This is a genomic window from Ruegeria sp. AI2 (assembly GCF_056541275.1).
The window spans coordinates 39375-63449 of sequence record NZ_JBQFYB010000004.1 but is presented as its reverse complement, the minus strand read 5'-3'; the positions used below and the strand labels follow the sequence as shown (position 1 = coordinate 63449).

The window sequence follows — 24075 nt, the reverse complement described above, 5'->3', positions numbered from 1 at the left end:
CAAGCAGATGGGCCAAAGTGCTGCATGTCCTGTGCCCCGGCAACATGTGCCGAAGCCTTTGGCATATGGTTTCATTGAATCCCGCCGCCTAAAACGATCTGGATCAAACTGGGTCGTTTTTCCTTACCCCTGCAGGGCCTCCCACATCTCAAGATCGCGCTGGGCGGTCCAGATGCGAGGCGTGTCGATTCCACGGGCTTCGTCGTAGGCGCGGGCGACGTTGAACGGCAGGCAGTGTTCGTAGATCGCGTAACTGGCGAATTTCGGGTCACATTCGGCACGGACGGCATCCCATGCCTCTTTCAGGCTGCCACCGCGCGCCGCAACCCTGGCCGCCGGGCGGTAGGTGCTTTCGACGAAATCGCGAGTGTTTTCGATGGCGGCATTGACCATGTCCTTGCCAACCAGCGCATCGCCGCGTCCCGGTGCGATGGCGTCGACATCGAACCACTTGATCTCGTCCAGCGTGTCGCCCCAGTCGTTGAAATGCCCGTCACCGCAATAGCAGGCCGAGTGATATTCGACGATGTCGCCGGTGAACATCACGTTCTGGTCTGGCACGTGAATGACGATATCACCGGCGGTATGGGCGCGTCCCAGATGCATCAGGTCGATCCGGCGATTGCCCAGATAAACGGTCATCGTGTCGCTGAATGTGGTGGTGGGCCAGGTCAGGCCGGGGATGCTTTCATGCCCTTCGAACAGGCGTGGGAAGCGCTGGAATTCGCTGTCCCAGTCTTCCTGACCGCGTTCCACCACCATGGCGCGGGCCATGTCAGACATCAGGATCTGTTGCGCGCCAAAAGCGCTGGCACCCAAAACCCGCACTGCGTGGTAATGGGTCAGCGCCACATGGGTGATCGGCTTGTCGGTCACAGACCGCACGCATTCGATCACCTTGTTGGCCAGGCGCGGGGTCGCCTGCGCCTCGACGATCATCACGCTGTCATCGCCGATGATCACGCCCGAGTTCGGGTCACCCTCGGCGGTGAAAGCATAGAGCCCTTCGCCCACTTCGGTGAAGCTGATCTTCTTCTCGCTCATGTCGCCTTGCGACGCGAATGCTTTGGCCATCTTGGTTTTGTCCTTTTGCGGTTGCGCGGAAGGCAGAGGTTGGATGCCTCCGGCGGGAGTATTTGGAAAAAGATGAAGCTCAGTGCGTCATCGCTCGAATGGGGAAATGAGTGCAGGCAGAACGGTGCCTGTGCAGTCGCCGAACCCGATAGTATAGCCGTCGCCCGTGGCAGCGCCGGTCAGGGTCATCGTGTCGCCGTCTTCGATGAAGCTGCGGGTTTCACCTGTGTCCAGCGTCAGCGGCTCTTTCCCGCCCCAGCTGAGTTCCAGAAGTGATCCGCGTTCGGGCTTGGTTGGGCCGGATATGGTGCCTGACCCCAGCAGGTCGCCCGTGTTCATCGGGCATCCCGATGTGGTGTGGTGGGCCAGTTGTTGCGCGGCGGAATAGTACATCTGGTTGTAGTTGGTTCGCGCGATGGTCGTGGCGTCTTTGCCTTCGGGTGCCATGGAGACGGCCAAATCGATGTCATACAGCATCGGGCCGCAATCCTTGAGGTGGTCCAGCAGCGCGAACTCGCGGGCTGGCGTGTCACAGCGGAACGGCTCGAGTGCAGCCTTGGTCACGATCCAGGGGCTGATCGAGGTTGCGGTTGCCTTGGCCTGAAACGGGCCCAGCGGTTGGTATTCCCAGGCTTGTATATCACGTGCCGACCAGTCGTTCAGCAGAACGTAGCCGAAGATATGGTCGTCAGCTTCCTGCACGGTTATCGGGCCATCCGAGGGGGTGCCCACGATGGCGCCCATCTCCAACTCGATATCAAAGCGGCGGCAGGGCAGGAAGGCGGGCAGATCCTGATCGGGGGATTTCAGCTGTCCCCACGGGCGGCGGATATCCGTGCCGGACACCACGACCGAGGACGCCCGTCCGTTATAGCCAATCGGAATGTGCAACCAGTTCGGCGGCAGCGCGTTTTCCGGGCCACGGAACATGGTGCCCACGTTGAAGGCATGGTTTCGCCCGGCGTAGAAATCGGTGTATTCGCTGACCGCGAAGGGCAAGTGCATCTGGGCTTCGGCCTGCGGTACAAGCAGCGGTTCGATCTTGCTTTGCTCGTCCGAGCCCTCGGCCAGAAGGCTGATCAGCCGCTCACGCAGGGCCGCCCAGACGGCGGGGCCTTCCTCCATCAAAGGGTTCCAGAACGGCAGATCGAACAGCGGCTCATCGCTTAGGGTGATTAACCACTCGGCTTCGGCGGCGGTAACGTCGAGGATCATGTCACCGATGGCCACGCCGCAGCGCGGATCATCGCCTTCGGCCGAGAAGACACCGTAAGGCAGGTTGTTCAGTGGAAACGGATGCGCCGCGTCATTGGCCGAGGCCACCCAGGACTTCATCAAAGGCATATTTTGCCCCTATTTTGCTATATTTGGTACGTGGTTCGAAACGATCATAACCCCGAATAGACAGGCGCCAAAGCCCACAGCGGGCGCGGTTGCATCATGTCGACTGCCAGGGCCCTGTCTTTGTTTTCCGGTTGCAGGCGTACTGTCGCCGCAACCGGAATGGATATGTTCATCGCCATCAAGATGGGTGCCGTCTGGGGAACCCGGTCTGAGGGTCATTTCTTGCCCGGTGTGCCGTCGAACTTCTTCTCAAGCGATGTCCAGCAGTCGATATAGTCGTCCTGCAGCGGTGCCTCATTGGCGGCAAACGGTGTCAGGTGCTGGGGGAACCGGGTTTCGAACATGAACGACATCGTCTGGTCCAGCTTTTCCGGCCCCAGATTGGAATAGGACGCCTTGTCAAAGGCTTCCCTGTCGGGGCCATGCGGGATCATCATGTTGTGCAGACTGGTGCCACCGGGAACGAAGCCCTGCGGTTTCGCATCGTATTGACCGTAGATGTTGCCCATCAGCTCGGACATGATGTTCTTGTGATACCAGGGCGGGCGGAACGTATCCTCCATCACCATCCAGCGTTCGCGGAACAGGACAAAGTCGATATTTGCGGTGCCGGGCTGGCCAGAGGGTGCCGTCAGAACGGTAAAGATCGACGGGTCGGGATGGTCAAACAGGATCGCGCCAACCGGGCAATAGTTGCGCAGATCGTATTTGTAGGGTGCATAATTGCCGTGCCACGCCACCACATCCAACGGGCTGTGTCCGATTTTAGTGGTATGAAACTGGCCACACCATTTGATCGTCACGGTCGACGGGGTTTCACGATCCTCATAGGCAGCGACCGGAGCTTTGAAATCGCGCGGGTTGGCCATGCAGTTGGCCCCGATCGGACCGCGACCCGGCAGTTCGAATTTCTGGCCGTAATTCTCGCACACAAAGCCGCGTGCCGGGCCTTCCAGAACTTCAACCCGGTAGAGCAGTCCACGCGGGATGATCGCGATTTCCTTGGACTCGAGGTCAATGATTCCCAGTTCAGTCGCAAAGCGCAGGCGTCCTTCCTGTGGCACCACCAGCAACTCGGAATCGGCCGAGAAGAAATAGTCGTCGACCATGGATTCGGTGACCAGATAGATATGGCAGGCCATGCCAACCTGGGTGTTCACGTCCCCCGCCGTCGTCATGGTCCGCATCCCGGTCATCCAGTTCAGACCTTCGTCGGAATGCGGCACCGGATCCCAACGATACTGGCCCAGGCTGATCACATCCGGGTCGATGCAGGGAGCCGATTTCCAATAGGGCAAGTCGATTTTTTCGTAACGGTGCGAATGCTTTACTGACGGGCGAATACGATAGCACCAGGTGCGTTCAGGCGGGTTGGCGGTAAAGGCCGTGCCGCTCAGCTGTTCACCGTAAAGCCCGTAGTTGCACCTTTGCGGGCTGTTCATCCCCTGCGGCAGCGCATCGGGCAGCGCCTCGGTTTCAAAGTCGTTGCCAAAGCCGGGCATGTAACCGGCATGGGTACCAACAGGCGTTGCTGCTTGCGTCAATGAATGCGGATCCGTCGGACGGTTCATTACGTATTCCTCCGTTTGCTGCTTGTCGGTTAATAGTTGATTTTGTAACTAACAAGCATGGCACACGACGAATCTGAAAAAAATGATGACTTTTTCCTGCAGAATTTTCTGCCGTTCCTGTTGAACCAGGCGGCCGAGCGCGCCTCGTTGGAATTTCAGGCTGTCTACAAGGGACGGTATGGAATGCTCAGAACCGAATGGCGGGTGCTGTTCCATCTGGGGCTGTTTGGCGAAATGACCGCCAAGGAAATTGGTGAACGAGCCAGAATGCACAAGACCAAGATCAGCCGTGCAGTCTCCAAGCTCGAGGAGCGCCGGTACCTGAAACGCACACGGGATGAGGCTGATCGTCGGGCGGAATGGCTGACACTGACACCCGCCGGGCAAGCCGTGTATCGTGACTTGTACGGGGTGGCTGCAAACTATGACGCCAGGCTGTCGGGCCTGTTCAGCGAAAAAGAGGCCGCCTTGCTGCGCCAGATGTTACGACGGTTGGCTGGCGTCGATTGACCACTGGTAATTGGCGCCTGCCGCCCCCAGATGTGTGTCATGCTTGATACGGAATTTGAAATGACGTCATTTGAACCTACCAAGGTATCCACACACACCCTGATCGACTGGTTGGTCCAAAAGGGGCTTGAGGGTGCCGGGCAGGAAGAGTTGCTGGAAGGGTTCTGCACCAGTCTCCTCGATATGGGGATTCCGCTAATGCGGTTTCATGCGGCTCAGTCGACCTTGCACCCGGTTTATGGCGGAACCGGATATAGCTGGTACAAAAGCACCGGCGGTGAATCCGAGAAGTTTGAAAACACAGATACGCCCAGCCCGATGTGGCAACAAAGCCCGCTCTATGCCTTGCTGAACGAGGATCTGGATGAAATCCGGGTCAAACTGGTCGACCATAATGAACCCAGCCGATTTCCGTTGTTGAACGACCTGAGAGAGGTTGGGGCGACCGATTATTATGCCACCGGCATCTCGTATGAGGGGTCAGGGAAGATGCGCCCCGACGGTACCAAAAAAGTCAGTGATGGCGTCCTGATGTCCTGGGCCAGCGACGCGCCGTCCGGGTTTGATGACAGCGATCTCAGGCACATTCATGCGGTATTGCCGCATCTGGGGCTGGCGCTTAAATCCGCCAAGAACCAGAACCTAACCGAAGACCTGATGCGGGTCTATCTGGGTCGTGATGCCGGGCGCCGCGTCCTGTCGGGTGAGATTCGTCGCGGATCGTTGCAGCAGATCGATGCGGTGATCTGGAATTTCGATCTGGAAGGGTTCACCAACCTGTCAGAAGACCTGCCGGGTCACGAGATCATCGACATGCTGAATGATTATTTGGCCGTGGCCGTGGGCGTTGTGCACGACAAGGGTGGGAATATCCTGAAATTCATGGGCGATGGGCTGATGGCCATGTTCGATGTCGGCGAAATCGACGAGGACGCCCGTGCCGCGCTCAGCGCGGTGCCCTTGCTGCAAGCCCGTATGGATGAATTGAACGCCAGACGTCAGGCGCAGGGGCTGCCGGTTGCGAATTTCACGCTGGCCCTGCATTCCGGCGAAATCCTGTATGGCAATATCGGCTCCGAAACGCGGCTGGATTTCACGGTGATCGGCCCCGCCGTCAATCAGGCCGCCCGCATCGCGGGAATGCACCGGTCGCTGGGTCAGAGAATCCTGATCTCGGACGACGTCGCGGTCGCGGCACGCCCCTGCGCGCAAGACCTCATCTCGGTCGGGCGCTACATGCTGCGCGGGGTGAACGAACCCAAAGAGCTGTTCACGGTATACAGTCCCGGCGGGCCATCAGATACCGGATGAAACCGAGGCTATTCCGTTCAGCGATTCCGAAACTGAAAGTCGTGAAGGAACACCTTTGTTTAGCTGGGTACGAGCGGCGGGTTGGAGCGAATGTTCGAGAATGGTGAGGATTTGAACGAATAACTGGTTTGAGCCCTTGGCGGTCATAGGAAAGAAGGCCGATTCGGCAAATAGATCGAATGCATTCGACCAGCCGTGTTATTTTCACTTGAACGCATGATGCGAGGAGTGTTTTCAATGATGCGCAATGGTCGAGAACTGAAGGTTTCCAAGATCAAATTTGCCGTCCTTTCATTGGTGTGTTTCGGCATGACGGGACCGCCGGTTTTCGCAGAGGGTTGCAGCATGGCAACGTTGGCTCAAATCCAGGGAAAGTCGTTCGTCTTCCAAAAGTTGCAGCTGGAAGTTGCGACACTGATGCAGGGTCAGTCGGAGGCCATCATCGAAGTTCAAACCGGTGTTACGTTAAGCAGCGCTGATGATGGAGGTTTTTTTGGCCCAACCGGCTTTCTTCGCAAGCGAATGGACAAGGGGCAGAGCTCTATCAACTCACTTCTAATTTCTGCGCGCCGCATGAAGCTGGAAGAAGAAGCATCCCGGCGCTTGGGTGAGATCAAGGAAAACGCCGAAAAGATAGTTGCGACCGGACTTGAAATGGCACCGCTTCTCGAAGCAGGCGAGATCGAAAAAGCAACTCGACTTTATGCAGATATATCCTTGCCTGCTCAAGTCGAAGCTCTGGGCGCAGCTTACACAATGGCCTCCGAGTATGAGCGATCCGGCAAGCTCATGGCACTCAAGTGCAAGTGACCTTCGCCCGAGAGTTAGTTCAAAAAGCAACCGGCAAAGAAGTAAAGGCCGCAAAGTCCGCAGACCAGCCTCCAATACAGCTGATCAGAAGTCGATCTCGACACCCGGCAGGTTCAGCTCTCGCATCATGTCGCGCAGTTCCTGCCGTGCTGCGATGTTCGAGATGTTCAGCTGTTTGACGCCAATATCCTTGAGGTCCAGCAGGGTCAGGCCGCGGGGAAACAGTTCGCGAAAGATTACCCGTTCGGAAAAGCCCGAAGCGACGCGGAAGCCGATGCGCTGCGACAGCATTTCGATCGCGCGCTGCATCTTTTCCTTGTTGACCATGCGCTGGGTACCGACACGGTTGCGCACAACGACCCAGTCGATGGGCTTCAGCCCGGCCTGCGCCCGCAATTGCCGGGCGTTCCAGACCATCTCGGAATAGACGGACGGGCCAAGGATTTTCTCACCCTTTGAATCAATCCGCGCCAGCAGGTCAAAATCGATGAAACTGTCGTTCAAAGGGGTGATCAGCGTGTCGGCCAGTGAATGGGCCACCTGGCTCAGGCGTGTATGGGAGCCGGGGCAGTCGATCAGGATAAAGTCACTGTCGCTTTCCAGTTGCGACACGGCAGCAGACAGGCGGTGGTCATAGATATTCTCGCCCGGCTTCAGCGTGCTGGCATCGATCTCGGGCAGGTCGTGATGGCGGGGGCCGGGCAGCGTCAGGCCCGCGCTTTTCAGAAAGTTGTTCCGGTTCTCGAAATACCGTCCAAGGCTGCGTTGCCGCAGGTCCAGATCAAGCGTGCTGACCTTGTGTCCCAGTCGGGCCAGCGCGGTTGCCACATGCATCGACACGGTCGATTTGCCAGCGCCGCCTTTTTCGTTCCCGACCACAATGATATGTGCCATGCTTGTATTCCCAAGTCTTGCCGTGTTTGACTACACGTTGTTGGCACCCACTATATGTTGTGTCGCCTGCGATGAAAAGAACCTCAAGCGGCGCTTTTGGGCATTATCGGACTCTATTTTGGAAAACACAGCGCCGTGCGCGGGTTACACGAAGGCGCCTGTCGGGTGATCTGCCTTGATCGGCAAGCCGATCGCGGTTTTGGCGGCGAAATCGCCGCGTCAGTGCCTGTTTCCGAACGCATACACCAACCACTGCCTGCAACGATCCGCGTCGGAATCAATCGCGCCTTTTGCCTGATTCATACACGCACGGATCGCCCGCCCAATGGGTCCTTTCGCGGTGGCGCCGATTGGGCCGGATCGGGAAAACTATGCGGGGGACGGAAAATTTGGTTAAATACCAAACAGATTTACACCGAACGGTCTTGCTGGGGTCCTCTTCGGTTCATCTTCAAGGCAGGTGAAAGGGGCATTGGCATGCCGGACACTGCTGCGGAAAGTTCAGGCGGTTCACGCGTTGTTCTTGCAATGACGGCCATTTGCATGATGGTCGTTGGCTTCAACACAACCGCTGTTGCGACCATCCTTCCATATCTGAAGGCCGAGTTCGACCTGACACCTTCGGGACTGCAATGGGTGATGGCGATCTACACAGTGGCCAGCGCGACCCTTGTGACGATTGTAAGTCGGCTTGGGGACATCACGGGCAAGATGGGTGTCTTTTTCTTTGGCATGATCGTGTTTGCCTGCGGCTCTGCTTCTGTGTTGTTTTCACAGAACGCGGCGATGCTGCTGATTGGGCGTGGCGCGCAGGGGGCGGGGGCGGCGGCCCTGTTCGGCACCTCATTGTCCCTGCTGACCGCCGCAACGCCCGAGGAACAACGGGCCAGCGTGACCGGTGTTTGGGGCGCAATCGTGGGCCTTGCGATAGGCGTCGGGCCCATAGTCGGAGGAAGTTTTGCCAACTTCCTGAGCTGGCGCGGTGTATTCGCCACGGACCTTGTGTTGCTTGCCATTGCGTTTGTGATCGGCCTGCAGGTCAGCAGGAAGAACTATGTGCCGGATACGCGCCTTCAGGGTGCGAAATTCGATACCGCAGGGGCGATAGCCATTGTCTTGCTTCTGGGTCCATTGTCATTCGCACTCAGCAACGGTGAAGCACGCGGATGGGACAATGCCCTGACCATTGTTTCTTTGGGGGTCGCCGCTTTGGCGGCTGCCGGTCTGGTTTATACCTCGCGGCGCAGCGACGATCCGCTGGTCGAGTTCCGTTATTTCCGGCACCCGCGCTACCTTATGGCGGCAACGGGGATGTTCTTTGTGGGATTTGCGTTGTTTTGTTTCTTTATCTATTTCAACGTGTTCGTCCAATCCCCGGACGCGTTCGGCTATTCACCGGTTGAGGCAGGTGTCGCGATACTGCCGCTAAGCCTGAGCATGTTTGTCATTTCCGTCACCGCTCCGCGCCTGCTTGCGCCATACAGTTTTCAATGGCCGGTGACCGTCGCAATGGGATTGATGGCCTGCGGCTTCCTGCTTTTGACAACAACCTCGAACTTCGACAGCTATGCTGAAATCTGGTGGAAGCTGATCATTGTGGGGGTTGGCATCGGCATTTGTTTTTCGTTGCTGCCCCGACTTGGGCTTCGGTTGCTGCCCGACGAACATGTCGGACAGGGGTCCGGGGTGATCAACACATTCCTGTATTTCGGGGCCACGATGGGATCGGTTGTCGGCGGTCTGGCCGCATCCCTGACCATCCGCTCGGGCCTGTCCGAAGTCATCGCGGCGCTACCCGACGGGTCGGCACAGCGCGGCGACCTTGCGCGTGCTCTGACGCATGGCACGGCAACACAGGTGGAACAGTTGATTGCCGGACTTGACCCGTCAACAGGCTCAACACTGGCCAAAGCATTACGGGACCTGCGGGATAATGCGTTTGATGCGGCGATGCTCATGGCTGCTATCGCGGCCTGTATAGGGCTGGTGATCGCGCTGCTGTTGCTGCGCGGTCCGGTTCCGCCATTGCACGACGCGGCCGAACTCACGAAACCCAAGGATCAGAAACCGGGGAAAGCAGGGGCCTGAAACGAAAGAAGGCCGCCCGCTGGCGACCTTCCTTTGAAAGACTGTGGCAAAGGTTCAGAAACCCAGGCCTTCGTATTTCTTCTTGAACTTCGACACGCGGCCGCCAGCGTCCAGCAGGCGCGACGAACCACCGGTCCATGCAGGATGTACCGAAGGGTCGATTTCCAGTGCCAGCTGGTCGCCTTCGCTGCCCCAGGTGGATTTCATCTGAACGACGGTGCCATCGGTCATCTTGACGTCGATGACGTGATAATCGGGATGGATGTCTTTTTTCATCTTTCCGCTCCTTACGCTTCGGCGCCAGCTTTGGGCTTGTAGTTGGTGACCTCTGCGATACGTGCGGATTTACCGCGACGCGAGCGCAGATAGTACAGTTTGGCGCGGCGAACGCGACCACGGCGGACAACAGTGATGCTGTCGATATTGGTCGAATACAGCGGGAACACACGCTCCACGCCTTCGCCAAACGAGATTTTGCGAACGGTGAACGAACCGGCAATGCCGCTGCCGTTGTTGCGCGCGATGCAGACGCCTTCGTAGTTCTGCACACGGGTGCGCGACCCTTCGGTCACCTTATAGCCGACACGAATAGTGTCACCGGCTTTGAAATCGGGGATGTCTTTCCCCAGGGCGGCAATCTGTTCCGCCTCAAGCTGTGCGATCAGGTCCATCGCAGTTTCTCCTATCTGCTCGTGGTTGGTCCACGAAGTTGGGCACGGCCTGAGAGCTCTTGGTCTTCACCGGGTCCTGCGTACAGCCCGCCAGAGGTCAGATCGAATGTTCCTTTGGTCTGGCCTGACCCGACGCATCCCTGCCGAAGAAAGCGGGATGTCACGCCATTGTGCAAACCAAAACACCGGAGTCGCGGAACGCGGCACCGGATTGCGGTCGTTTAAGGGTATTGCCGGCAGGGATCAAGGGAAAAACGCCCTGTCTTGCCCAAGGGGCCGGTAGGAATCCGCCAGCCTGAAAGTAAGGCGTTGCCATGCGGCCCAGATCAGGCATTCTGAGGCAAATAATATGAGCAGATATTTCAGACAGGACCCTATGATGCGATTGGCATTCATGCTGGCCATAACGGCCGTCGCGCTGATGTCTTGCGGGCGGGGCGGCCCGAAACCTCAGGCCGTCGAACCCGTTCCGGGCGTGGACAGGACGGCACCGCTTGTGATCTACCCCGATTTCGGCGACGCGGATCCCCATGACTGGGAAGGGCTTCACCCCGGACAATACCCGATCCATGGCCTTGACGTTTCACGCTGGCAGGGGCCGATTGACTGGCGCACGGCCCGGGCATCAGGCGTCAGCTTTGTTTTTTTGAAGGCGACCGAAGGCGGCGACGTGGCCGATCCCCTGTTCGATGATCACCGCCGCGGCGCACAGTCGGCCGGTGTGCCCTGGGGCGCCTATCACTATTACTATTTCTGCCGCTCGGCCCGGGAACAGGCCCGCTGGTTCATCCAGAACGTGCCCAAAGGGGCAGACCTGCCGCATGTGCTGGATATGGAATGGACACCGCATTCCAAGACTTGCACGCTGCGCCCCGATGGCAGAACCGTCCGCGCCGAGGCGCAGCGTTTTCTGGACATTCTCGAACGACATTATGGCCGCCGCCCGATCGTCTATACCACGGTGGATTTCTTTGAAGACACTGATATCGGGCGCTTGCCCAAGACCGAGTTCTGGCTGAGATCGGTTGCGGGCCACCCCCGCACTGTCTATCCCCGCGCGGTCTGGCGGTTCTGGCAATATACCGGCACCGGTCTGGTGCCGGGCGTTCAGGGCCGGGTAGACATCAACACCTTCAACGGCACGCCAGACGTCTGGGCCAGATGGAGGGCCGGGGGTTAGGTCTTAGGAGTAACGTAGGTTTCCATAGTGCCGCCGCCAACCAGATGGTCCAACCGGCGCTCCCGCTCTTCCCCAAAGGCGTTGCGCACACTAGACCTGCGGCAAGTGCGCAACAATCCGGCCTGTCACTCAGACGAATCCGATCGGGATTTTGCATAGTCGGCCCAGATATCCGGGCGCCGCTCGCGGGTAATGTCCTCAGCCATCTTGTGACGCCATTCGGCGATGCGGCCGTGGTGGCCCGACATCAGAACCTCAGGTATCGGGCGGCCTTTCCAATCCGCAGGGCGGGTGTACTGCGGATGCTCCAGCAGGCCCGAGGAAAAGCTTTCCTCTTCGGTCGAGGCCTGATTGCCCAGAACGCCGGGGATCAGGCGCACCGTGGCATCGATCAGGGCCTGTGCTGCAATTTCACCGCCGGTCATCACGAAATCCCCCAACGAGACCTCCTGCACACCGTAATGCTCCAGCACACGCTCATCCACGCCTTCGAACCGGCCACACAGCAGGGTCATGCCATCGCAGCGTGCAAGGGTCTGCATCATGCGCTGGTCCATGCGCCGCCCGCGCGGGCTGAGGTAAATCAGCGGCCAGTTGCCCTGAATGCCCGACATGGTGTGCTCGATGGCTTCGCCCAACACATCGGGCCGCAAAACCATACCAGCGCCGCCCCCGGCGGGCGTGTCATCCACGTTGCGATGCCTGCCGACGCCGAATTGCCGCAAATCCACGGTTTCCAGCTGCCACAACCCCTCCTGCAGGGCCTTGCCGGTCAGGCTTTCCCCCAGAACGCCCGGAAAGGCAGTTGGAAACAGGGTGATAACCTTGGCTTTCCAGACGCCATGCAGGTCCGGGGTGGGTGTCATCAGCTCACGCGGTTTCAGCGTGGCCCGGATCGCCTTGCGACCATAGGATTTGCCGGGTTTGTCAGTCATTTCTGGCGGGCCAATTCATGTTGGGCGGTTCGAATCAGGGCCTTTTTCTGAGTGATCAATGCGGCTTCGTCCAGCGATGATCGGTTCAGGGCCAGCATTTCCCTCAGAACGTCGTCGGACAGCTGAGGGCTTTCATGCGCGGGCTTCACAAGCAGCGCAGATTTCCCGGGTGGCAGGTCGAGAAATTCGGCAAATGGTGCGCCCAGTCCAAGGTGGTGGCCTTTCAGCGCTTCCATCCACGCGGTCTGTACCGTGACAGTTGGCAACCGGTCTCTGATCCGGTCTGCCGTATCCTGTAGCGATGGCAGATGCGCAAGATCGGCGCTAAATCCGTCCAGGTCCTGAACCATGCGCGACAGTTGCAGATCATGCGCCCAAAGGCTGCGCAGCCACGCATCGCGATTGCGCAACGACAGGTAGACGGTGATGTCGGTTTCCTCGCCCATCAGACGGCGGCGCAGCACGCTGACAACCGTTTCCGCCAGTTCGGGTGCCGCCCCGTATCCTTCGCTTTTGTTCCTGCTGGGGCGCAGGCCCAGAAAATTCTCTTCGCTCAGGATCAATCCCCGGCGTGCTCCGAAATCAAGACCGTCGAAAAAAGTGTGCAACTGACCGCCAAACCCTGCCAGCGTGTCATCCAGACGATAGATCGAATGGCGCGTGGCCGCTTCGTTCAACCCGGCCTTGCGGGTCTTATACGGAAGGACCAGAGCGAAATGCGGCCAGATCAGCTCGCGGTTTTCGTGCAGAAAGGACTGTGCTGCCGCCATACCGGTTTTGTGAAAACCCATATGCAGCAGAACACGTCGCATCAGATCAGGCCTTCGGGCGGGTCGGCCACGATACGGCCCTGTTCCAGATCGACGGTTGGCACCACCTGCATCGTGAACGGCAGAAGAACCGTCGCCTTCAGGCCCGGTCCGTGTAGTTCCAGCAGGTCCGTGGCCCCATGGTTCTGCACGGATTTGACCTTGCCCAGAAGGGTGCCACCGGTGTCATAGACATCAAGCCCAATCAGGTCTGTGTGGTAAAACTCGTCATCGGGCAACGAGGGCAACTGATCGCGCCGCGCAAACAGGCGCAAACCGTTCAGGGCATCTGCCTGTTCCTTGGTTTCAACCCCGCCAAGACGGGCGGCAAAACCGTTCTTGATCGTACGCGTCAGTACCACCGGATAGCGTTCCTTGCCGGTTTCATCCGTCAGTGGCGAATACGTCTCGATATCTTCGGGAACAGCGCAGAAGCTTTTCAGGCGCACTTCACCGCGTACACCATAAGACCCCGCGACGCTGCCGACGCAGATCAGATCATTCATTGGCAGCCCCCGTCGTCAAACAGATCCCGTTTCTCCACTCGCCAAGCCCTTCGCAGGCTTCGCGCTGATTGTTGCGCTCAAAGAACACGCCCACAATAAAGGCGATCAGCAGCAGAATGGGAAGGCGTATCAATCCGAACATGCGGCCCTACCTTGTTTCGATCTTCAGGCTGTCGGCCCGGTTTTCCCAGCCAACCTGCTCAAGTTCGGGGGTGTCAGATATCTGTTCCGGCCATCCGACACAGAAATACCCGATCAGACGCCAGTTGCCCGGCACATCCAGATCGCGCGCCATCTGTTCGGGGTCCAGAATGGATACCCAGCCCAGCCCCAGCCCCTCTGCCCGTAGGGCCAGCCAGAACAGGGTGATCGCAGAGACCACGGAATAACGCCGCATCTCGGGCATCGAGCCCGCGCCAAGACCCAATCCCTTGTCGGTGCTGTCGTCGCAGAAGACGGCCAGTTGCACCGGCGCTTCCTGCATTCCCGACAGTTTCAGGCGGCTGTAAAGCTGCGCCCTGTCGCCGGAATAGCCCGCCAGAGCATCATCATTGGCGGTTTGGAAATTCCTTAGCGCCGCAGCCCGGGCCGCCGCGCTTTCGACGCGGATCACGCGCCACGGCTCGCTTAGCCCCACGGAGGGGGCCAGCCGAAACGCGTCGAGGCAGCGCGCAAGCACTGCCTCGTCTACCGCGTCGCCGCGGAACCGGCGCACATCGCGCCGGAGCCGCAACAACAGATCGAACTGCGTGCGAAATGCGTCAGTAAAGGTCTGATCCCGCACGCTTCGGCCTGCTTATTCTTCTGCAGCCGCTTCTTCAGCCGGTGCAGCAGCCGCTTCGGCAGCTTCCGCAGCCTTTGCAGCTTTCTCTTCCGCGCGTTCCTGAGCTTTCTTGCCCGGGGTACCCTTGTTGGGGTTGTTGCGCTCGGCTTTGTCACGGGTGCCGGCTGCTTCCAGCATACGCGCGATACGATCGGTGGGCTGGGCGCCCTGATCCAGCCAGTGCTGAACGCGTTCCATATCCATTTTCACACGCTCTTCGCTGTCTTTCGGCAGCAGCGGGTTGTAGGTGCCCAGTTTCTCGATGAAACGGCCGTCGCGCGGCATCCGGCTGTCAGCCGCTACGATGCGGTAAAACGGACGTTTTTTCGAGCCTGCGCGGGCGAGACGAATTTTCATTGCCATGGTGGTATCTCCTTTGAATGGCATCACGCCGGAGGCGTGTATTTGATTGGCCGGTGTCTTTTCCGGTTAATTCTGGTGTTTGTTGAACCTCTGGTTCACTTTCAACTTGTTGAACCTCTGGTTCACCCTTGGTGTTTCCTGTGATGTCGGATGACTTCCTGAATGATGAAATTCAGAAAAGCCTTGGCGAAATCGGGGTCCAGATCGGCCTCTTTCGCCAGGTCTTCAAGCCGTGCGATCTGCGTGGCCTCACGCGATGGATCGGACGGGGGAAGGTTGTGTTCGGCCTTGAGCTTGCCAACGGCCTGTGTGTGTTTGAACCGCTCGCCCAGCGTATAGACAAGGATCGCATCCAGCCGGTCGATGCTTTCGCGATGCTCTTTCAGCAATGCAGCCGCGCGTGTCACGGGGTTGTTCATTGGCCGGTCCTTTCGGCTGTCGAAACGTCAATCTTGGGGTGCCGCCACACCTGGCAGGACTGGCCCAGCAGTTCGGCATTGTCACGCTCCAGCGTTGCACCCAACCGCTCGGCCAAAGCGCGCGAACGGTCGTTTTCGTGGGCGATATACGAAATCACCCCGTTCAGGCCCTGATGCCGCGCCGCATAGGACCGGGCGGCAAGCGCCGCCTCGTAGGCAAAGCCTTTGCCTTCGAAATCTTCCATCACGGTCCAGCCCAGTTCAGGCTCGTCCCAGCCGGGGGCGTCAATCAGGCCGACGTTGCCTGCGAACCGACCGCTGGATTTCTCGGTCAGGTGCCAAAGGCCAAATCCTTTCAACGCCCAGTGCCCAAGGCGTCTGGCCAACATGCCCCAGCTTTCCAGCGCGTCCCGGGGTCCGCCCACCAAATGGCTGCGCTCGGTCGCAAAGAATGCGGTCAGCGCAGGCAGATCATCCAGATGCGGCGCGCGCAGGATCAGGTGTTCGGTTTCAACGGTGGGGATGGTGAACGCGGTCATGCGTAGGCCTCCATCCCGCCATTCACCAGATCCGCAGGCGCGGGGTGCCGCCAAATCCCGGACTTGCCGAATTTGGGGTGGTCATAGTGATACTCGAACTGCGCGCCCAGACGCTTCGCCACGGCCTTGCTGGCATGATTGTCCAGATCAATCAGTGAGATCGCCGTTTCCCACCCCAGAACATCATACGCATAAGACCGTGCAGCCAGTGCCGCCTCGGTCGCATATCCCTTGCCGGTGGCATGGTTCATCAGGGTCCAGCCGATTTCGGGTTCGGGCCAGCCTTCGGGGCACCAAAGCCCGATCCGCCCGACATAAGTGCCCGAGGCTTTTTCCTCAGCGCTCCAGAATCCATAACCGCGCAGGGACCAGTGGCCCAGCAGCGAAGCGATCAGTCGCCATACCTCATCCCGGCGCAGTGGCCCGCCGACGAATTTTGCCGCATCGCTGGCAAAGAACGCGGTATCGGCGTCCAGATCAGCCTCGGACGGCGCGCGCAGGATCAGGCGCTCGGTTTCGAGGGTCGGTATAGCCAAGCCAAGTGTCATGCCTGCACCTCGCTGTACCGCCAGACATACTGGGATGGACCAAAGGTGCTTTCGGCAGCGGAGTCGCGCGTCGCACCCAGACGCTGAGCCAAGGCGTTCGAACGTGTATTGGACTGCGAAACGTAGCTTACGAACCGGCCTGATCCGAGCAAGTCAAATCCGAAATCGCGCACGGCGCCACACGCTTCGGTCGCGTAGCCTTGCATGCGGGACTTGCTCTCGAACAAATAACCAAGCTCGGGCTCGTGATCGTCCCATTCGAGACCAAGAATGACGAAGCCAATGACCTGATCGTCGTCTTTTAACGTGACCGTAAACAGGCCATGTCCATGCAAAAGCCAGCCCGATGTGTAGTAGGAAAACTCGGTCCACGCCTCTTGTGCGCTATCATCAAAGCTTTCCTGACAGATTGATGTCCACACCTGCAGGTCATCCAGAGTGGGCGCACGCAGTACCAGCCGCCGGGTCTGAATGACCGGCAGGGCGGCGCGATATTGCCCTGCTGCCATCGCCGCCTTTCCGGACGGGGGCTGGGTGCAGCGTGCTGGTGTCACTTCTTCTTGCCAAACCCGCTCAGGCCCTGAGGCAGCCCCATGCCGCCGCCTAGGCCGGGCAGTCCGCCGGGCATTTTGCCGCCCATCGCCTTGGCCGCCTGTTCCAGTGCCTTGGGGTCCATGCCGGCTGCCATGTCTTCGGGGCTGGGGCCGCCTTTGCCGAACATGCCCTTCATGGCCTGTTTCAGCATCTTGCCTTTGCCCATCTTGCCCATCTTTTTCATCATGTCCGACATCTGCCGGTGCATCTTGAGCAGCTTGTTGAGGTCGCTGACTTCCATCCCCGAACCGGCTGCAATCCGTTTCTTGCGGCTGGCTTGCAGCAGCTGCGGGTTGGCGCGTTCGCGTTTGGTCATGGACTGGATCAAGGCGATCTGCTGGCGCAGGATCTTGTCGTCCAGACCCGCCTGATCCATTTGCTTGGCCATTTTACCCATGCCCGGCATCATGCCCATCATGCCCTGCATGCCGCCCATCTGGATCATCTGTTCCAGCTGCATCTTCAGGTCGTTCATGTTGAACTGACCTTTGACCATGCGCTTCATCATGCGCTCGGTCTGTTCCATCTCCATCGTTTCCTGGGCCTTTTCGACCAGAGCAACGATGTCGCCCATGCCCAGAATACGTCCGGCGATCCGGTCCGGCTCGAAGGTCTCCAGCGCGTCCATCTTCTCGCCCAGACCGACAAAGCGAATAGGCTTGCCAGTCACTGCGCGCATCGACAGCGCCGCACCACCGCGCCCGTCCCCGTCCATCCGGGTCAGGACCACGCCCGAGATGCCGACCTTGGCGTCGAATTCTTCGGCCACTTCAACGGCGACCTGACCGGTCAGGCCGTCAACCACCAGCAGGGTCTCGCGCGGGTCAACCGCATTGCGGACCTGCTCGACCTCGTCCATCAGCACTTCGTCGATATGCAGGCGACCGGCGGTATCCAGCATATAGACGTCATAGCCGCCCAATGTGGCTTGCTGCTTGGCGCGCTTGGCGATGTCGACGGGTTTCTGGCCCGGTACAATCGGCAGCGTATCAACGCCAACCTGCGCGCCCAGAACCGCCAGCTGGTCCATCGCCGCCGGGCGATAAACGTCGAGCGAGGCCATCAGGACCTTCTTGCCCTCTTTCTCTTTGAGGCGCTTGGCCAGTTTACCAGTGGTGGTGGTCTTACCCGAACCCTGCAAACCGACCATCAGGATCGGGGCAGGCGGGTTGTCGATCTTCAGCTTGCCGGGGTCTTCCTCACCACGCAGGGTATCGACCAGCGCGTCATGTACGATCTTGACGACCTGCTGACCGGGGGTGATCGACTTGGTCACCGCCTGACCGGTTGCTTGGTCCTGCACCTTCTTGACGAATTCACGCGCCACCGGCAGCGAGACGTCGGCCTCAAGCAGGGCAACACGGACCTCGCGCAGGGCGGTCTTGACGTCTTCTTCAGACAGGGCACCCTGTTTGGTCAGCCGGTCAAAGACGCCGGAAAGGCGTTCGGATAGATTTTCAAACATGCCTTCGGCCTCCTTAGCCGGTTATCTGATGGCGCGTCCTAGATAGGATGCGTCGGTTAAATGCACAAACGCCCCCACGGGCGAAACTCGCTGGTGGGGGGCGATCCCTGAACGACTCAAGGGACCGGAAGATCAAGACGCTTCCGGATGTTTGGCGGTCATCTACGCCTCTGGGCTCTGCGAGTCAAGGCAAACGCTTTGAGCATCTGGCCACTTGGTGTAGCGTCCAAAGGTCGGGGTCAGTTTTTGGAGATTGGTCATGAGTCAACCATTGCCGCAGCGCACCAGGGATTATGTCGGTGAAGTCACGAATACCGATATCTGGTCCGACTTCGCGCTCCGTCCCGACGACATCTTTGTCTGCACGCCTCCCAAATGCGGCACCACGTGGACGCAGACGCTGGTACGAATGCTGATCACCAAAACCGCGGATCCAGCCGTGTACAACAACGCGGTCTCACCCTGGCTCGATTGCGGGTTCAGAAATCGTGAGGAGCAGGACAGAATACTTGCCGCACAGACGCACAGGCGATGCATCAAGACCCACACGCCATTGGACGGGATCACCTATTCACCGGATGCGACCTATCTGGTGGTGCATCGTCATCCGGTTGACGTGCATTTCTCGCTGCGCCGCCATGTGGAAAACATGAAAGACGACTGGCTGGACTACCTGTTTCCCGATGATCTGTCCGAAGCCTTCGCGATGTTCCTCGACCGGCCCGCCTCGTCAAAGGGCACTGACGATCTGACACTGGCCTCATACGTCCACCATTACCGTTCATTCCGCGTGTTCCGGCATCTGCCAAACATCCATTTCCTACATTACGCCGAACTCAGCCGCGATTTGCCGGGACAGGTGGCGCGGATCGCAAACATCTTGGGGACCGAGATCGCGCCAGAAATGATCGACGATATCGCTGAGGCCGCAAGCTTTGGTTCGATGAAGGAAAACGCCCGGCGCGCTTCGCAGCAGCCCGGTTTCAAAAGCGCGTTTCAGGATTACGCGCAGTTCTTCTCGTCCGGGACCAGCAACAAATGGGAGGGCAAGCTGACCGCCGATGACATGGCCCGATACGACGCGCGCCTGTCCGAAATGGTGACACCGGCCGATCGGGCCTGGCTGGAGCATGGACAAGTCCTGTAATCGTCAGGCCTGTTCCTTCGTGTCTTCCTGCTGCGCGGGCAGCCATGCGTTGACCGCGTCAACCAGTTTATGCGCGCCGTGCCCGTTCGAGTACGCATCGACAATCGGATGACGCCCTTCGCTCATTCCCTTGTCCAGCACCAGAACCGGGCGATACAGCGTCGAACTGCTGCTGTCGCTGCGGAAAGTCGAGCTTTCAACTTCGGCATGGGACAGGCTGGACAGCTGATGCTCGACCGCTTCATAGCCAAAGACAGACTGCCTGCGGATCAGAATGCGGTTCTTTGTGCGGTCCAGAATGACCTGAACCCGCCGCACGAAAACGCAGAACGCCCCGACACCTAGCCCGCCGCCGATTAGTGCAAAGAACAGCCCGAACCAGATATTCTCGCCGCCGTCACTGACCATGACCAGCCCTGCGCCGACAAAGGTCAGTATGAAAAAGACCAGCATGATCCCGATGAACCAGGGCGAGTCGGCAAGGATCAGTTGGGTCGGAGTGTTTCGTGTGACTTTCATGGCGGCACGCTAGCACCGTTTTCTGCTCTGCCCCAGCTTGAATTCGCCGCCATGTTGCGCGATGAGCGCTACAAACAGGAGGGCCCCATGGACGCATCATCCACATTTCAGGATACATTGCCGCTCAGTTCTGACGCGCTGTTGGCGCAGCTGGATGACTGGGGGCTGCCCTACCGCCTGCATACCCATGTTCCTTTGCGTACGGTCGAGGACTCCAAGGCCGTAGAAGGCCAGTTCATGGTGCCGGGCGAGAACGCGTTGCGGGTCAAGAACCTGTACCTGCGCGACAAGAAAAAGCGCAACTACCTGGTGACGCTGGAACAAAGCCGCGAGATTGACCTCAAGGCGCTGGGCGCAGAACTGGGTGTCGGCACCCTGTCTTTCGGTTCGGCAGACCGGCTGTTGCAGAACCTTGGTATTCGCCCCGGTGCGGTCAGCCCGCTGGCGATGATCAACGGTGTGCAGAACAATGTGCAATTCTTCATGGACGCCGCCGCCCAAGGGGCCGAGGTGATTTATATGCACCCGTTGGTCAATGACCGTACCGTTGTGATGAAACAATCCGACGTGATGGCGTTCTTCGATCGCATCGGTTGCACCATTACGTGGCTGCACTGATCACTCAAGCGCCAGTTTCAGCGCGGCGGCGACATGCGCGGCGGACGGGTTGATGAACAGGTGCCCATCGGCCTCGAATACCGGGTCATCTAGATACTTTGGAAAGGCCAGCGGCAGCTCGGTACAGGCCAGCAGGATGGCGGTTCCGGGACGGGCGTGTTTGTTGCAAAAGGCCAGCAGCCTTGCGCGCGCCGCATCAGAGGCACCACCGTAGAAATCACTGTCGATCATCGCCTGCATCTCGGAAATCTCGGGGTCGGGCAGCCGCGCATTTGCGGTGATGCCCTCGGCCGCCAGACGATCCGCATAGTTGGTGGCCTGCATTGTCACGGTTGTTCCCAGCACCAATGCGTTTGACACGCCTGTGCTGGCCGTGGCCTCTGCCGTTGCATCGAAAATGCTGAGGATGGGCATGGAAACACCCTGTCTGATCGCGTGCAGCCGCGCGTGCGGGGTGTTGGACGCTATGATGCCAAAATCGCATCCTGCGCGCTCCAGCGTCAGCAGCGCGTCGCGAAACACCGCATCAAACGCCGCCCAGCTGGCTTCGTCCCCGGCGACACCCCGCAAGGCGCGGGTCTTGGCCTGTGTGACGGACTCGATGGTCATGGCAGGGATCGGCAGGGGCGCGCCGTGGCCGCGCGCCGCAAAGTGACGCCCGGCACCCTCGGCAATGGCACGGTAATAGTCCACGGTCGAAGCCCAGCCTACACCGCCCAGAATTCCGATCTTTTTCATGCGCGCCATCCAGTCCGCCAGTTCCATCTGACCAGCAGACTGGACGTTTCAGGGCTCAATGACCAGAGGCGATCAGGCCGCCAGTTCTGTCACCGCCTTTTTGGCGCTTTCCAGCGCGGCTTCGGGGTTCACCGCCATCTGATCCGCAGCGATGACCGCTACATCATGGATGCCGATAAAGCCCAGAACGTGACGCACATAGTTGGTGGCAAAGTCGATCTCTGATCCGACGGCAGTACCGCCCGACGCGATTGCCAGAATGGCGCGTTTACCCTCCAGCAACCCTTTTGGGCCGTTCTCCGAATAGGAAAAGGTCAGGCCCGCGCGAGCGACCAGGTCGATCCAGGCCTTGAACGCAGCGGGGACCGAGAAGTTGTAGATCGGCAGGCCGATAACGATGGTATCGGCCTCTTGCAATTCGGTCACCAGCGCGTCCGAAAGGGCCAGCCGGTCGCGCTGCAGGTCGTCGCGCTGCTCGGCCGGGGTAAAGTTGGCGGCGATCCAGTCTTCGGTCAGCAGGGGCAGGGGGGTAGCCAGGTCGCGGCGGATGATGCGGTCCGCACCCAACTGCCGGACGATGCTGTCAGACAGGTCGCGGGTGGTCGAAGCCACGCGGCGGGCAGAGGCGTCGATATGCAGGATGGTTTTAGCCATTTTCTGGGTCCTTAAGGTCAGGGTAATCTTGTTCTGATCCCAATATGGCTGTTGCGTTTGCGAACAAAACTCGGATACATCAACAGTTATTGTTGGAAATTGCACAGAACGGTGTGACGATGGACAATTGGGATGAGGTGAGGACCGCCTATCAGGTGGCGCGTATGGGAACCGTCAGCGGTGCGGCCGAGGTTCTGGGCGTGCACCACGCCACGGTGATCCGCCACATCGACGCGATCGAGGCCCGGTTGGGTGTCAAACTGTTCCAGCGCCATGCGCGGGGATACACCCCGACCGAAGCGGGCGACGATTTGCTGCGCGTGGCGCAGGCTACCGAAGACCAGTTCAACCAGCTTGTCGGCCGGATGAAGGGGCGCGGTGACGATGTGTCCGGCGAACTGGTGGTGACGTCGCTGGGCTCCATCGCGCCATTGGTGGTGCCGACGCTGACCGAATTTCAAAAGATGCACCCCGAGCTGATCGTGCGCTACCTGACCGGAGACCGCCTGTTCCGGCTGGAATATGGCGAGGCGCATGTTGCAATCCGTGCGGGATCGGCCCCGGATCAACCCGACAACGTTGTGCAACCTTTCCGGCAGGAAGAAGTCGGCCTCTATGCCAGCACCTCGTATATCGAACGGCACGGCAAACCCTCAGGCATCGAGGATTTCGGAAACCACCACTTCGTCAGCTCTGACGATGAAAGCAGCCGCGCGCCGTTCACCCGGTGGCTGCGCAACACGGTATCCGCCGACCGCATCACCTTTCGCTGCACCAACAATTTCTGTATGCGCGAGGCCGTTCTGGCCGGGGCTGGTATCGGCTTCATGGCCCGTTGGGAGGCCGCCCGTCATGACACTCTGGTCGAAGTGATCGACCCGCTTCCGGAATGGTTCGGCAACCTGTGGCTGGTGACCCATGTGGACCTGCACCGAACGACCAAGGTGCAAGCGTTCCTGAGTTTTCTGAAAGAAGCCTCCAAAGGCTGGTGCCCATGAACCCGCAGATGCGTGGCCATCTGGCCATGCTGGCCTTTTCGGCCCTAGTCGCAGGCAGCTTCTCGCTGGGGTCGATGATTGCCAACGAAATTGCTCCGGCGGCCTTGAATGCGGTGCGCTTTGCCATTGCGGCTGTGGTGATTGGTGTGGCGGCACTGGCGACAACCGGTCTGCCCCGCAGTGCCGCACAGGCGCCTTGGCGGTATCTGGTGCTGGGCGGGTTGTTCGCCACCTACTTTGTCCTGATGTTTTACGGGCTGCAAACCGCCCCGCCGGTCAGCGCTGCCGCGGTTTTCACCCTGACCCCCGTTGTCTCGGCCATTGCGGGTTGGGTCCTGCTGCGCCAGATCACCACGCCGCGCATGGCAATGGCTCTGACCATCGGTGCGATTGGGGCGCTATGGGTGATCTTTCGGGCCGACTGGCAGATGTTCCGCGCCTTCCAGATCGGCGGGGGCGAGATCATCTATTTCTGGGGATGTGTCGCGCACGCGATCTATACCCCCATGATCCGCAGGCTGAACCGCGGAGAACCTGCCGTCGTGTTCACGTTCGGAACGCTGGTTGCCGGGTGCCTGTTATTGGTCTTGTTCGGCTGGTCCGACCTGAAGGCGACCGATTGGGCAGCTCTTCCCGCCATTGTCTGGATCGGGTTGTTCTATATCTCATTCTTCGCAACAGCGGCCAGTTTCGTTCTGGTGCAATTCTCCTCGCTTCGGCTGCCGTCGGCCAAGGTCATGGCCTATACCTATCTGGTGCCAAGCTGGGTGATCCTGTGGGAAATCGCGCTGGGCAAACCTGTCCCGACGGGATTGATCCTGGGCGGTGTGGCGCTGACGGTCATTGCCCTGCTGATGCTGCTGAAAGAAGAGGCCCCGCGCCCCAGCCCCCAACGCCGGGCAGCTGAATAAGGCCGCTCCCGGTCTGAAACCGGTACGGATTGCCCA

At 59.4% G+C, this 24075-nt stretch carries 29 protein-coding genes; 9 read left to right on the top strand and 20 right to left on the bottom strand.

From position 1 onward, the window contains the following. Positions 1–123 precede the first annotated feature (123 nt). The 3 genes from ACR0LL_RS10690 to hmgA all read right to left on the bottom strand — a co-directional run bounded on the left by ACR0LL_RS10690 (position 124) and on the right by hmgA (position 3989). Complete coding sequence (locus ACR0LL_RS10690; RefSeq protein WP_267365050.1) at positions 124–1074, bottom strand: MBL fold metallo-hydrolase; 951 nt, start codon at positions 1072–1074, stop codon at positions 124–126. Positions 1075–1161: 87 nt separating this feature from the next. Further along, entirely contained in the window at positions 1162–2418 is a 1257-nt protein-coding gene (fahA, locus tag ACR0LL_RS10685; protein WP_480586492.1) for a fumarylacetoacetase, read from the bottom strand. Between the two features lie 215 nt (positions 2419–2633). Continuing rightward, positions 2634–3989 (bottom strand): homogentisate 1,2-dioxygenase, encoded by a 1356-nt coding sequence (gene hmgA / locus ACR0LL_RS10680; protein WP_480586490.1) that lies wholly within the window; start codon positions 3987–3989, stop codon positions 2634–2636. Positions 3990–4046: 57 nt separating this feature from the next. Between hmgA and ACR0LL_RS10675 the strand changes: the two genes are divergently transcribed. From ACR0LL_RS10675 to ACR0LL_RS10665, 3 genes are all read left to right on the top strand, one after another. Beyond that, the gene (locus tag ACR0LL_RS10675) at positions 4047–4499 is read left to right on the top strand and encodes a MarR family winged helix-turn-helix transcriptional regulator (protein WP_480586488.1); all 453 of its coding nucleotides are present in this window, start codon (positions 4047–4049) and stop codon (positions 4497–4499) included. Between the two features lie 60 nt (positions 4500–4559). After that, a complete protein-coding gene (locus ACR0LL_RS10670) occupies positions 4560–5810 on the top strand; it encodes an adenylate/guanylate cyclase domain-containing protein (protein ID WP_480586487.1) in 1251 nt (416 codons plus the stop codon). A 237-nt stretch (positions 5811–6047) separates the two neighbouring features. Beyond that, the gene (locus ACR0LL_RS10665; RefSeq protein ID WP_480586485.1) at positions 6048–6620 is read left to right on the top strand and encodes a hypothetical protein; all 573 of its coding nucleotides are present in this window, start codon (positions 6048–6050) and stop codon (positions 6618–6620) included. 84 nt (positions 6621–6704) lie between these two features. Here the strand turns inward: ACR0LL_RS10665 and ACR0LL_RS10660 are convergent, their stop codons facing one another. Continuing rightward, on the bottom strand, positions 6705–7514 hold the full coding sequence (locus tag ACR0LL_RS10660) for a division plane positioning ATPase MipZ (RefSeq protein ID WP_267367261.1): 810 nt from the start codon (positions 7512–7514) through the stop codon (positions 6705–6707). Positions 7515–7991: 477 nt separating this feature from the next. Here ACR0LL_RS10660 and ACR0LL_RS10655 point away from each other — a divergent pair, with 477 nt between their 5' ends. Beyond that, positions 7992–9602: an MFS transporter gene (locus ACR0LL_RS10655; protein ID WP_480586483.1), complete on the top strand. Its 1611-nt coding sequence runs from the start codon at positions 7992–7994 to the stop codon at positions 9600–9602. Positions 9603–9656: 54 nt separating this feature from the next. Here ACR0LL_RS10655 and rpmE read toward each other — a convergent pair whose 3' ends face one another. Both rpmE and rplS read right to left on the bottom strand, forming a co-directional pair. Continuing rightward, on the bottom strand, positions 9657–9878 hold the full coding sequence (gene rpmE / locus ACR0LL_RS10650) for a 50S ribosomal protein L31 (RefSeq protein ID WP_267366773.1): 222 nt from the start codon (positions 9876–9878) through the stop codon (positions 9657–9659). 11 nt (positions 9879–9889) lie between these two features. Further along, a complete protein-coding gene (gene rplS / locus ACR0LL_RS10645; protein WP_267366771.1) occupies positions 9890–10273 on the bottom strand; it encodes a 50S ribosomal protein L19 in 384 nt (127 codons plus the stop codon). Between the two features lie 379 nt (positions 10274–10652). On the opposite strand from rplS, the gene ACR0LL_RS10640 reads away from it, so the two are divergent. Continuing rightward, entirely contained in the window at positions 10653–11453 is an 801-nt protein-coding gene (locus ACR0LL_RS10640; protein ID WP_480586481.1) for a glycoside hydrolase family 25 protein, read from the top strand. 125 nt (positions 11454–11578) lie between these two features. Here the strand turns inward: ACR0LL_RS10640 and trmD are convergent, their stop codons facing one another. From trmD to ffh, 11 genes are all read right to left on the bottom strand, one after another. Then, on the bottom strand, positions 11579–12388 hold the full coding sequence (gene trmD, locus ACR0LL_RS10635) for a tRNA (guanosine(37)-N1)-methyltransferase TrmD (RefSeq protein ID WP_480586479.1): 810 nt from the start codon (positions 12386–12388) through the stop codon (positions 11579–11581). Further along, complete coding sequence (locus ACR0LL_RS10630) at positions 12385–13200, bottom strand: hypothetical protein (protein WP_480586476.1); 816 nt, start codon at positions 13198–13200, stop codon at positions 12385–12387. The genes trmD and ACR0LL_RS10630 overlap by 4 nt, the downstream gene beginning before the upstream one ends. Next, positions 13200–13703, bottom strand: a complete 504-nt coding sequence (rimM, locus tag ACR0LL_RS10625; protein WP_480538745.1) for a ribosome maturation factor RimM — start codon at positions 13701–13703, stop codon at positions 13200–13202. The genes ACR0LL_RS10630 and rimM overlap by 1 nt, the downstream gene beginning before the upstream one ends. After that, complete coding sequence (locus ACR0LL_RS10620) at positions 13696–13845, bottom strand: hypothetical protein (RefSeq protein WP_209506115.1); 150 nt, start codon at positions 13843–13845, stop codon at positions 13696–13698. Before ACR0LL_RS10620 ends, rimM begins: the two co-directional genes overlap by 8 nt. A 6-nt stretch (positions 13846–13851) precedes the next feature. Next, positions 13852–14487: a 5,6-dimethylbenzimidazole synthase gene (bluB, locus tag ACR0LL_RS10615; protein ID WP_267365323.1), complete on the bottom strand. Its 636-nt coding sequence runs from the start codon at positions 14485–14487 to the stop codon at positions 13852–13854. A 12-nt stretch (positions 14488–14499) separates the two neighbouring features. Continuing rightward, positions 14500–14889 carry a 30S ribosomal protein S16 gene (gene rpsP / locus ACR0LL_RS10610; protein WP_209506119.1) on the bottom strand — a complete coding sequence of 130 codons (390 nt, stop codon included), beginning with the start codon at positions 14887–14889 and terminating at the stop codon, positions 14500–14502. 122 nt (positions 14890–15011) lie between these two features. Beyond that, on the bottom strand, positions 15012–15308 hold the full coding sequence (locus ACR0LL_RS10605) for a chorismate mutase (RefSeq protein WP_209506121.1): 297 nt from the start codon (positions 15306–15308) through the stop codon (positions 15012–15014). Next, positions 15305–15847, bottom strand: coding sequence for a GNAT family N-acetyltransferase (locus ACR0LL_RS10600; protein WP_480586473.1), 543 nt, complete (start codon positions 15845–15847; stop codon positions 15305–15307). The genes ACR0LL_RS10605 and ACR0LL_RS10600 overlap by 4 nt, the downstream gene beginning before the upstream one ends. Then, on the bottom strand, positions 15844–16395 hold the full coding sequence (locus tag ACR0LL_RS10595) for a GNAT family N-acetyltransferase (RefSeq protein ID WP_480586472.1): 552 nt from the start codon (positions 16393–16395) through the stop codon (positions 15844–15846). The genes ACR0LL_RS10600 and ACR0LL_RS10595 overlap by 4 nt, the downstream gene beginning before the upstream one ends. Further along, entirely contained in the window at positions 16392–16949 is a 558-nt protein-coding gene (locus ACR0LL_RS10590) for a GNAT family N-acetyltransferase (RefSeq protein WP_480586469.1), read from the bottom strand. Before ACR0LL_RS10590 ends, ACR0LL_RS10595 begins: the two co-directional genes overlap by 4 nt. Then, positions 16946–18454 (bottom strand): signal recognition particle protein, encoded by a 1509-nt coding sequence (ffh, locus tag ACR0LL_RS10585; RefSeq protein WP_209506127.1) that lies wholly within the window; start codon positions 18452–18454, stop codon positions 16946–16948. Before ffh ends, ACR0LL_RS10590 begins: the two co-directional genes overlap by 4 nt. Before the next feature lie 259 nt (positions 18455–18713). Here ffh and ACR0LL_RS10580 point away from each other — a divergent pair, with 259 nt between their 5' ends. Continuing rightward, entirely contained in the window at positions 18714–19601 is an 888-nt protein-coding gene (locus ACR0LL_RS10580) for a sulfotransferase domain-containing protein (protein ID WP_480586466.1), read from the top strand. Between the two features lie 3 nt (positions 19602–19604). On the opposite strand, the gene ACR0LL_RS10575 is transcribed toward ACR0LL_RS10580, so the two are convergent. Then, a complete protein-coding gene (locus ACR0LL_RS10575) occupies positions 19605–20120 on the bottom strand; it encodes a hypothetical protein (RefSeq protein WP_480586464.1) in 516 nt (171 codons plus the stop codon). Positions 20121–20207: 87 nt separating this feature from the next. Between ACR0LL_RS10575 and ACR0LL_RS10570 the strand changes: the two genes are divergently transcribed. After that, the gene (locus ACR0LL_RS10570) at positions 20208–20738 is read left to right on the top strand and encodes a prolyl-tRNA synthetase associated domain-containing protein (RefSeq protein WP_480586461.1); all 531 of its coding nucleotides are present in this window, start codon (positions 20208–20210) and stop codon (positions 20736–20738) included. On the opposite strand, the gene ACR0LL_RS10565 is transcribed toward ACR0LL_RS10570, so the two are convergent. Both ACR0LL_RS10565 and ACR0LL_RS10560 read right to left on the bottom strand, forming a co-directional pair. After that, positions 20739–21476, bottom strand: a complete 738-nt coding sequence (locus ACR0LL_RS10565; protein ID WP_209598799.1) for an aspartate/glutamate racemase family protein — start codon at positions 21474–21476, stop codon at positions 20739–20741. Between the two features lie 72 nt (positions 21477–21548). Next, positions 21549–22130: an FMN-dependent NADH-azoreductase gene (locus tag ACR0LL_RS10560; RefSeq protein WP_480487184.1), complete on the bottom strand. Its 582-nt coding sequence runs from the start codon at positions 22128–22130 to the stop codon at positions 21549–21551. Positions 22131–22249: 119 nt separating this feature from the next. On the opposite strand from ACR0LL_RS10560, the gene ACR0LL_RS10555 reads away from it, so the two are divergent. Beyond that, complete coding sequence (locus ACR0LL_RS10555; RefSeq protein ID WP_209506137.1) at positions 22250–23128, top strand: LysR family transcriptional regulator; 879 nt, start codon at positions 22250–22252, stop codon at positions 23126–23128. Next, a complete protein-coding gene (locus ACR0LL_RS10550; RefSeq protein ID WP_480586458.1) occupies positions 23125–24039 on the top strand; it encodes a DMT family transporter in 915 nt (304 codons plus the stop codon). Before ACR0LL_RS10555 ends, ACR0LL_RS10550 begins: the two co-directional genes overlap by 4 nt. The last annotated feature ends 36 nt before the right edge of the window (positions 24040–24075 follow it).